The organism is Phycisphaerae bacterium, from assembly GCA_035384605.1.
Classification (GTDB): Bacteria; Planctomycetota; Phycisphaerae; order UBA1845; family PWPN01; genus JAUCQB01.
Genome location: DAOOIV010000153.1, coordinates 1 through 10,138, shown reverse-complemented (window position 1 = coordinate 10,138; position 10,138 = coordinate 1). Strand labels below are relative to the sequence as shown.

The window sequence follows — 10,138 nt, the reverse complement described above, 5'->3', positions numbered from 1 at the left end:
TCACCCATTAGCCCCCGTCTTGTCGTGCGCGAAGACTCCCTTGGCGAATCTTTTTTCAAAACGACCGCCTGAAACCGCCGACGTTGCCGGCTTTGCCCGAGATACGCACCCTGGTCTTCGTTCGTTTGGTTATCGTGCATCTTTCGGGCACGCACCAGTCACCCATCAGGATCAAGGCCGTCGGGACGGTCCGCGAGGAACCCTTCCCGGCCCCTGGCTCTTTCGAGCCCCAGAAAACCGTCGGTACTCGATCGTGTCCAATCGGCTGACCGTCACCTCAAACACTGCGACGGTCATGCCCCCCTTTCTGGTCTACCGGCGAAAGCAAACAGGTGACTGTCTCCAATATCGCGCCAATATCGCGGCACAAATGGCCGACGAGGGCGTCGGCCCCACTTGTTTTCCATCTGCGTCAATCCCATGATCTGCGGGCCGGGGCTTCGCGTTCATCCTGTCTCGGCGTTTTTGATTGAAGCGTTCGGCCCTCAGCGATCGGCTTTCAGCCGCCGGCGGCGCGATATTTTGGCCCCAGCGTTGCATACGGCAACGCCGGGGAATGCGGAATTGTGAATGTAGAATTGAGAATGGGCCGTGCTTGGCAGTCGCCCATGAACCTCACCACTGGTGAACTCCAGAAACAGCGGTGATTCGGCGCAAAACGGTCGATCCACAAGGGCCGCCCTGCACACCTGCGGCGGTTTTTGTGCAACTGGGGGGTCTACTCCATGGGCCCACCCGGCCACGCCGCTGCCTTTGTCCTGGCGACTGATCAACCGATAACGCATGCCGCAGGCGCTGCGTTCGGCAGGAACCTCGTTTTCTCGTGACGAATCAAGAGCGGCCGTTGTTCAGACGCCATGTGAAACCTCCTGAAAAGCCACCCTCCCGGTGTCGCCCCGCCTTGGACACGATGGCACCATGATGGCATCAAAGCGAGAGCTCCCGGAGCGAACGGTGATGCATTCTCGAGGTCACCGCTGCAACCGAGCCCTGCCGTGTGGCCGGGTGCTGACCATTCCTGCCTGGCACATAGTCTTGGCGAACAATTCCGCGTGCAGATCCCATTGAGCGGACAACCGGCGCCGCACCCGGTTCTGCGCCCGTCGCTGCCTTCCGCCGCGACGACGTCCTTCCACCGCCTCCCTGGGGCAATACGGCTTTTCTGGCGCTGCGGTTGCTTTCCTTCGTGGTGTCTTCCGGGCGGCACCAATCGAGGCTGACCGGAATCGGGACAGCCCCCCGGCTTCGCAGCCATCGGGAGAATGTCTTCTGTCACAAAAAAGTCCGAAATAACTGCTGTAAATCCTCAAAAGGCCGGATTTCGGGTTGAGCCGACCGGCACCGATCAGGTAGAATCAGTACCGGAGTCGTGAAACTGACGTACTCGGACCGTCACCGGTGAAGGTGCAAGGCAGATCCTGTCCTTTTGATCGCGAAGGACACGACGTTTTCCTCGATGACGAGGGCTACTGTTGCTCTCAAGCATGAGGGGAGATCATGAACCATAATCGCAAGCCACAAGCAACATTGCCGGCTCACCAGGACCTGACGCGGCAAAACGAACCCCACTGGCGGATCCCGAGTGGGATCTGGCGGCTGGTGCTGCACAACCGCCTGGCCATCGGCGTGGCCTCGCTGCTATGGCTGATCTATCGAAGCGGAGCCCAGCCCCGCCGGCTGAGCTACCCATGCCAGCAGGTCGCGGCACTCAACGTCGGAGCCTTTGCCGCCGGCCTCATTCCCGCTTTGTGGTTGTGGCGCAAACCCCGATGCGCCCACGCCGTCGCCCGCCGCGTCGTCATCCGTCGCCAGTTGCTGGCGGCCGCCATCCTGTTTGTGACCGCGCTGGTGGGAATTGAGGGATATCAATACGCGCAAAGCCTGATTCCCCCCTCGTTGCCCGTGGTTCCCGCCCGCATCGATGATCCGCAGCACACGATCGTCGGTATCGCCCACCGCGACCCGCAGGGATCGTGGTACACGACCGCCGAAATCGAAGACATGGTCCGCCTGGCCATCGCTCGTGCCGGCGGACTCGATCATCTCATGACCGATCGGAACAATGACGGTCAGATCAGCGTCATTCTCAAGCCGAACCTTGTCCAGGCAGAGGATCCGACCGACGGCGTGGTCACCGACCCTAAGGTTTGCGCTGCGATCGTCAAGGTGGCCAAAGAGGCGGGAGCCACGCACGTGGGTATCGCCGAAGGCACGGCCGTCGGGCCGGCCGGCCAGGCAACCTGGGACGCCATGTATGCCGCGGGGTACGACGCCAACCGTGACTACAAGTTCGACTATGACACCACCGTCAATCTCTACGATCTCAACGACAGTGGCGGTCTGCACCAGACCGACCCCAACAAGGTCACCCTGGTGACCATCCCCAATGGGGTCATCCGCACACAGTACTACGTTCCGAACGTGCTGCTGAACTGCGACGTCATGATCTGCGTGCCCACACTCAAGAACCACTATAACGGCACGGTCACGCTGGCTTTGAAAAACCGCGTGGGGTGCGCCCCAAACGATATCTATCATTCGCACCGCAGTTGGGGCGAAGGTTTCCAGGGCAAGCTCGCGCTGGTCCACTACACAGATGATGGATTCCCCTGCACGGTGGCGCCCTGCCCCAGTTCCTCCGATGAAAACGAGATCGTTCAGCGCACGATTGTCGACCTCAATCTCGTCCGCCCGCAGGATTTTGCCGTCGTCGACGGCCTCATCGGCGTGACCACCGGCCCGAACGATAAGAGCGTCGGCGGGCGGACCGGCAAGCCCAGCCCCTACCTGCACATGATCGTTGCCGGGGCGGATTCGCTCGCCGTCGATGCCGCCTGTTCATTGGTGATGGACTACCACCCGGACTACATCCCCCACCTGGCCTGGGCCGACAGCCGGGGAGTCCTCGGCACGAAGGATCGCTCAATGATCACGGTCGTCGGCGACCAGATGTGGAAGGTCCGGTCCGACGACTTCCCCGGCAATTGGGGCATCGGCGCGGTCAAGAACACCGACCATACGGCACCATGGATCGGCAACACCTCCGTCAACGAGGGCGAAGCCGTCGCCAACCATCAGATGATCGCTGTTTCTGACGTCGGTGATGATGTCGGGGTCGTGCAGGCGACGGCGGTGGCTGCCATCCTCGGTCCGAACCTGCTGGCCAACGGCGATTTCGAAGCTGGATCGGCGGGCTGGACCCCATGGAAGACCACATGGGGCGGCGGCGAGGCCTACGATTTTGCAAGTACCGAGCCGGGGCACATGGGCAATGCATGCCTGAAACTCGGGGGGGCCTCCACCGCCACCAGTTTCGGCGTCTATCAACAAGTGAGCGTCCAGCCCGGCAGAACCTACCGAATCGACGCCATCTGGAAAGGCCGCAAGCTGGCCGACCAGAACTGGTTCGAAATACTGCTGATCGACGGGCCTTTCTCATTACAGCAGGCCGATGACCCTGCCTACGTCAAACCCAACTTCATGTTCGCATACGACGACAGCACATATGGCCTCGCCGGCCCGGTGGGAACGACTTTCGGGTGGCTTTGGACCCATGAGCAGTATGCCCCGCCTGTCAACCAAGTGGATTGGAACAACCGTTTGGGCCGTCGGACCGCGACCGGCAACACGATGACCGTCGTGCTCAAGGCCGGCAGCACGGGCGGCGGCGTCGAGGCATGGTTTGATGAGATCCGCCTGACCGAGGTGCTCAGCGAGAGCCCCATCGCACATCTGGCCAATCCCTCCGACCCGGCAGGCCTGGAAATCGAGACCGATCACCTTCCGCAGGGCTCATTCCCCGCCGAACTGCGGATATCGGTCTACGATGCCGCCCTCAACGTGGGCAGCATCTATCGAAACGTCACCGTCAGCACCGTCCCGGAAACACCATTTGTTTGTGTGGATCGCATCGCCTTTGAGCAAACCGTCTTTGTAGGCAGTGATGCAACCGACGAAACCTTCCATGTATTCAACTGCGGTAAGATCGGCAGCACCCTGGACTACACCATCGAGTGGGACAGCCAGACCATCAACTGGCTCACCGTCAGCCCGGATACCGGCAGCGCGGTGCAAGGCTCGCCGCCGAACCCGCACGGCATCTTCTACGATACCACTCATCTCAAACCGGGAACTTACACGGCCGGGATCGCCGTCGTCGGCGACGGCGTCAACACCGTCCGTCTCTCCGTGACCGTGAACGTGGTTACGGTGTCCTCCGATTTGGACCGCGACGGCGATGTGGACCAGTCGGACTTCGGCCGGCTCCAGGCCTGCCTGAGCGGCACCACGCCCTGCTCCGCAGGATGCAAAGATGCGGATCTGAACAACGACGGCTTCGTGCAAGATGCAGATTGCAGATTCTTGCTGGGATGCATGTCGGGCCCGGACGTCACGCCCGATCCGACCTGCGACGACGGACCATAACGGGCGATGATTCGCCCTGTAAAACGGGTGGCGGTGGCCAATGAAAAACAGACTCCCACGCAACGCTGAATCCCATTCTCGAGCGTCCGGGCCCCGCGCGGGTCGGGGCGGTCGGTCGCCGCACGCACACCGGGAGGCCTCAACGTCAGGACGGCTCTCCCGCCTCGGGCAGCACCTTGGAGCCGTGGTGTGGCGCAACCGGGTGGCTATTGCAGTCGCCTCGCTGGTCTGGCTGTTGTGGCGCAGTGGCTCACAACCCCGACGCCTGAGCTATCCTTGTCAGCAGGCGGCAGCGGCCAACCTTGGGTGGCTCGCGGTGCTGGTCGTTCCGGGACTCGCCCGCTGGTGGCGCAAACAAAGCGGTCGGGCCGAACACGCAGCCGACTTGGCCACCGGCTCGGTTGCCCTGGCGGGTATCCTGTTCGCCCTGATCGGTGCCGGCGTGGCGGTATTCTCAGACGCCGGCGACGACTACGTTCCCGGCCACCCGGCCATCGTCCCCTGGACACCGGTCGACGTGTCCACTCCCACGCCCTTGAACTCCAGGTTACTGGTGCCGACCGGAAACGAAGCGGTGGTTGCGGTCAATCGCAACCCTTCAGTCACCTACGGCACTCAGCCTTACGGGCCCGGGACCAACACGGCGTATGATCTGACTTGGCAAACCGTCGCGGATCTGCACCTCGGCCCCTATAACAATCCGCTCGCCGACCTGATAACGGACGTGGACGGCGACGGCACGATCGAGGTGCTGATCAAGCCTAACACCGTCAGATACTTCGCCGACGACGGTGGCGAGCGAAACCCCGTCTACTCGCATCCGGCCATTATTCGGCCGCTGGTGGACATGCTGGCGATCGCGGGCGCGCAAGAAATCCGCATTGGGGATGGCTCAAACGGGACCGGCGGGCTGTTCGCCAAAATGGACCAGCAGGGCTTCACCCAGGCCTACCTGAACCAACTGATGGCCCTCTGGCCCGGCATAACCGTCTCCCGCGTCGACTTCCAGAATCTCAGCCACTGGAGTTGGGTCGATCTGGGTGCGGATGCCGGCGAAGCGGGAGCGAGCACCTATTACGACAGCGGCTACAACGACACCGATCTGGTCAAGAGCGCCGACGGCTCGGCATCCTCTTACTTCGGGGCGGTGGACCCCCACGGCCGGCCTGGCCCCGGCAAATACAACTGCATGGGCTGGCAGGCCGTGACGGATTACGTCTTCGACGCCGACGTGATCATCGACCTGGCCAAGCTGAAGGTGCACTACTACGGCGTCTCGACGGCCATTCTCAAGAACTGGGTCGGCATCACCATGTTCTCCACCTTCAACATGAGCGAGAACTACTGGTGCCGCATCGCGCATGAGCCGACCAACCCGACATCCTATGAGAAGACTTTTGGTAATGACATACTATGGCGAGAAGTGGCCGATCTGCACCGCGGCGCGCTGTATTGGCGGGACGGCGCCGTCCACTCGACGCCCCAACGAAGATACTTGTGCATTCTTGACGCGATCAATTGCGGCGAGCGCTACCATGACCCCGACACACCCTGGCCCTACTGGCTCCACACCATGCTCGCCGGCGTCGATCCCGTCGCGATCGACGCCGTGGGCGCCAGGCTCCAGAGATATGACTTCCGCAATATCTCGATCATCAACAATGCCCACGCCGCCTCGATCGGCTCCCCCTGGCCCATCGGAACCGCCGACCCGGGTCAGGTGCGCGTTGTCGGCAGTCAGACCATCGACGCCACCTACAACCACCAGTTCCTGTTTGACGATCGGCACGGCCCTTCCTGGCCCGACTGGAATACCACGGTCATCAACGATCTCACCCCGCCGACGATCAACGCCGCCGCCATCCACGACGCCGGCGACGGCAACTGGATCGTCCAAGCCCACGTCAGCGACGCCCACGTCGCTTTCCTTTACTACGGCGACGACGGGACCGGGGCACCGAAAGTCATGCGCCTGGGGAAGAACGGAGATAACTACACGGCCACCATCAGCGGCCCCGCAGGCGATGCCTACGTCATCGCCCAGGATGTCTATTTCAACACCGCCCGGGCCAATATCGTCAACTTGCCGGTGATCGGTCTCAGCACCGGCACAATCAACCGGTCCGCCCACGTAGGACAGAACGTCACCCCAGGCGATACCTTCACCGTCCGGAACCTCGGCGCCGAAACGCTGACCTACTCGATCGAGGTTGAGGTTGAAACCGACCAGCATTGGCTCAGCGTGATGCCGACCACCGGCTCCTCCACCGGCGAGGAAGACCCGATTACCGTCTCCTACGACTGCGCAACGCTGCCGCCAGGAACGTACGCCGGAACGATCAAGGTTACGGGTAACGCCATCAACAGCCCGAAGACGATCATCGTGACCGTCGTCATCGAGACGGTCTCGCCCGATTTCAACCACGATGGCGACGTGGACCAGGAGGACTTCGGCCATCTCCAAGCTTGCCTCAGCGGCGGGGCGGCCTACCCGACCGGCTGTGGAAATGCCGATCTGGATGGCAATGGCTTTGTTGACAACGCAGATTGCATTATCTTCCAGCGATGCCTGTCGGGTGAGAACGTCATCGCTGACGGGACCTGCGACGACCAGAGGTGATGAGTGCCCGTGGGTCTCCCTGGTTGCTCCAAACGCCGGTTCAACACGACCTGTCTGGGCGAAACAAGAATAAACGGCATCTGATGGATCGGCGGCGTGCGCCGCGACCGCTTGAGCCGAGTCAAACGCGATCTTTCTGCAGTTGACGGAACCAGGGAATAGGTTTCAGGGCCGTCCGGCCCCAACGGGTGTCGTCGGGAGACCTCGCAATGGCGCCGGCGTCATCACTTCCGCGAACTCCTCGTAACCGGGAACCTCGCGGATGCTGCGGGCCGGCACGCCTACCACCGTGGTCATCGGCTCGACGTCACGAATGACTACCGCCCCCCCGCCAACGATGGCCTCGCAACCGATTCGAAGTCCCTGCAGAACGGTCGCCCCTATGCCCACAAAAGCCCCCGCCTCGACCGTCACGCGCCCCGCCAGCCGGGCGCCGGGACAAATATGGGCGGCGGTTCCGATCATCGACTCGTGATCCACGATGCAGCCGGTGTTCAGAATGACCGAGTCGCCGATCTGGCAATGGGCGCAAACCAGAGCCCCGGCGGCAATCACCACGTTGCGCCCGATCCGGACGTTGTGAGCCAGGTTGGCCGACGGGTGCACCGCGTTGATCAGATCGATTCCCATCGCCTCGATTTCGTCGGCGAAGCCCCGACGCACGCCGTTATCGCCGATCGCCACGATTGCCCCCGCCACCCCCTGACGCTTGAGATCAGGCAACGCCGACATGTCCCCCAGAATGGGGACCCCATCCATTCGCCGACCGTGAATCGCCGGATTCGAGTCGAGGAAGCCAATTACCTTGTGCTGCCGGGCCCGGATGAGTATGTCCAGGACCACACGCCCGTGGCCACCGGCCCCGACAATCACACAAGGCTTGCGATCATGGAGAAAAACTCGGTCCATCACTCACCTTTATCGGACGACCCAACGCCAGGCTGAACACTGTCCTTATCGGCTTCGTACTATTGGCGAGACCACGAAGGAAACGATTCTCTAGCCAACTGGGGGAAAGGCTGCTCAAATCTCAGCCGATACTTACGCCACCGTAAGGCAAATGCCCTCATCGACTAGAGACGGATTGCCGTCTCAATGCCTTCTGTGCCCTGTTCTGGTCTCTGGCATTGCGACGTGCTTGGGGGCGCATACGAATCTGCGAAAGACCTTGACGAGACGAAAGGAGGGCTTGTTGACCAGCCGTAACCTTCGCGTCTATAAGGGTCTTGAGAATCGTGGATCCCGCCCGTTGCGGGTTGATCCGCAAGTTGGCAGACTGCAGAAAGGTGTTCCATCATGGCTGGACCAAGCCAAACGCCAGTTGATGCCAGTGGGTGGCACTCTCCCACAGCCATCTTGAGGGAGGCACTGCGAAACCGGGGGTTCGTTGCCTGCGTCGCGATGCTTGCCTTATTTGCTGGCGGCTTTCAGCTCCTCGCGGCCGTGCGCGGCTTCATATTCGTAAAACAACGGGTCGATCTCAAAACCCCCTTGAATCTGCTCAAGCAGGAACGACTGGCTCCCTACAAGCTGCTCCAGCCCATCGAGATCCAATCCGACATCCTCAACCAGTTGGGGACGGATCAGTATGTTCACTGGATCCTTCAGGTACCGGAGAAGCCGGAACAGCCGGCCAGCGGGCGGATCTTTTCCCTCTTTGTGACGTACTACACCGGCCTTCCGGACGCGGTCCCACATGCCCCTGAAGCCTGCTACGCGGGTGGCGGACACAAGTTGATCAAACAAACCCCCGACGAGGTCACGATCACAAGTCAGGGACAACAGATCGTGGTACCCGTACAAGTGCTCGAGTTTGAGAAGGAAAGCCAGTTCGGGCGGAATTCCCGGATTGTGCTTTACACCTTCCATGCCAACGGACAATTCCGACCGGATCGAACTGCGGTCCGACTGGCCATCGGCAGCCTGACCGACCGGTATGCCTATTTCAGCAAGGTCGAAGTAGGGGTGGATCTGGACGGAAGGCAATTCACGAAAGAACAAGCCGTGGCGTTGGCCAAGGAGTTCCTCCGGGTTGCCATGCCGGTGCTCTTGGAGGATCATTGGCCGGATTGGGAAGCCGTCAACCGACGTTCCGCAACCCAGCCGACGGCCGGCAACGGCAGATAGGCCGCCTGCCGCGAAGCTCGAACGCCCTGAATAGGCTGACAAGCCTGCAATCGCTTGTTGCTCGGACACAAAGGAAGAGACACCAGACATGGCAAGAAGACTCAACAAACAGATGGTGCTGGGACTGACGATCGCATCAATGATCCTGACCACCATTGCGATGGTGGTGGTGATCAAGCTCCTGCCCCAGAGAGACCCGAAACCCGCAGTCCTCGAAGCCGAACGGCTGGTGCGGGCCGGCGACTTCGTCGAGGCGGTCAAGAAATACCAGATGGCCGCAAGGCGCGCCAAAGCCATGAAAGACATGGACCGGTATGCCGAATACATGGTCCTGGCAGGAGAAACGGCTCTCAAGGCCGGCTCAGCCATCGATGCTCGCCGCTGTTGGTCGGATGTGATGCTCAATGATCCCAAGAACGAGGCCGCCCAAACACGCATCGTCAGCCTCCTGCTCGAGTTCGCCAGGTATGGTGACATGCAATGGTCCGTCTTGCAGACCGAAGCCGAGAAGCTGGTTGGAATCAACGGCAACAACGCCGTCGGGCTGCACGCCCTGGGATTGGCTCTGGTTCAGCAACGGGCAACCAACCCGCGCAACGCCGAAGACGGCGAAAAGCAACTCATCGCGTCCATACAGGCCGACAAGGGAAACCCCGAGTACGTGAACAGGCTCGCGCAGTTCTACGTCACGGTTGGCCGGCATGAGGATGCCGAAAGACTGTACGATCAGCTCATTGCCGAACTGGAAAGTCAGCGAGCCGCCACTCCTCCTGAAACGTCGCCCGCCCAGGCCGTCGCCACAACGCAACCGGCAACGGGCAGCAGCGCCGAGAAGCTTGCCGAAGCCTACCTGATGCGTGGTTCATTCCATACCTACAAGGCCGAACGACTGCATACGCAAGCCATGAACGCCCCGGCCGCTCAGGCGGCCCTTCTCGCAGCCCAGTCGGCGGAGGCCGAGGCCAA

At 61.5% G+C, this 10,138-nt stretch carries 5 protein-coding genes; 4 read left to right on the top strand and 1 reads right to left on the bottom strand.

All coding sequences use genetic code 11. The features are described from left to right. The first annotated feature begins 1,497 nt into the window (after positions 1-1,497). Together PLL20_20385 and PLL20_20380 are read left to right on the top strand one after the other, a co-directional pair. The gene (locus PLL20_20385) at positions 1,498-4,425 is read left to right on the top strand and encodes a DUF362 domain-containing protein (protein ID HPD32359.1); all 2,928 of its coding nucleotides are present in this window, start codon (positions 1,498-1,500) and stop codon (positions 4,423-4,425) included. Positions 4,426-4,612: 187 nt separating this feature from the next. After that, a complete protein-coding gene (locus PLL20_20380) occupies positions 4,613-7,045 on the top strand; it encodes a DUF362 domain-containing protein (protein ID HPD32358.1) in 2,433 nt (810 codons plus the stop codon). Positions 7,046-7,210: 165 nt separating this feature from the next. Here PLL20_20380 and PLL20_20375 read toward each other — a convergent pair whose 3' ends face one another. Further along, on the bottom strand, positions 7,211-7,954 hold the full coding sequence (locus PLL20_20375) for an acetyltransferase (protein HPD32357.1): 744 nt from the start codon (positions 7,952-7,954) through the stop codon (positions 7,211-7,213). Positions 7,955-8,341: 387 nt separating this feature from the next. Between PLL20_20375 and PLL20_20370 the strand changes: the two genes are divergently transcribed. Next, positions 8,342-9,172, top strand: a complete 831-nt coding sequence (locus PLL20_20370) for a hypothetical protein (GenBank protein ID HPD32356.1) — start codon at positions 8,342-8,344, stop codon at positions 9,170-9,172. An 88-nt stretch (positions 9,173-9,260) separates the two neighbouring features. Then, the coding region (locus PLL20_20365) for a hypothetical protein (GenBank protein HPD32355.1) at positions 9,261-10,138 on the top strand (878 nt) is incomplete at its 3' end.

Bases quoted from the DNA above. Each gene is read 5' to 3' on its own strand.
- PLL20_20375 (HPD32357.1), bottom strand. From the start codon at position 7,954: ATGGACCGAGTTTTTCTCCATGATCGCAAGCCTTGTGTGATTGTCGGG.
- PLL20_20385 (HPD32359.1), top strand. From the start codon at position 1,498: ATGAACCATAATCGCAAGCCACAAGCAACATTGCCGGCTCACCAGGAC.
- PLL20_20370 (HPD32356.1), top strand. From the start codon at position 8,342: ATGGCTGGACCAAGCCAAACGCCAGTTGATGCCAGTGGGTGGCACTCT.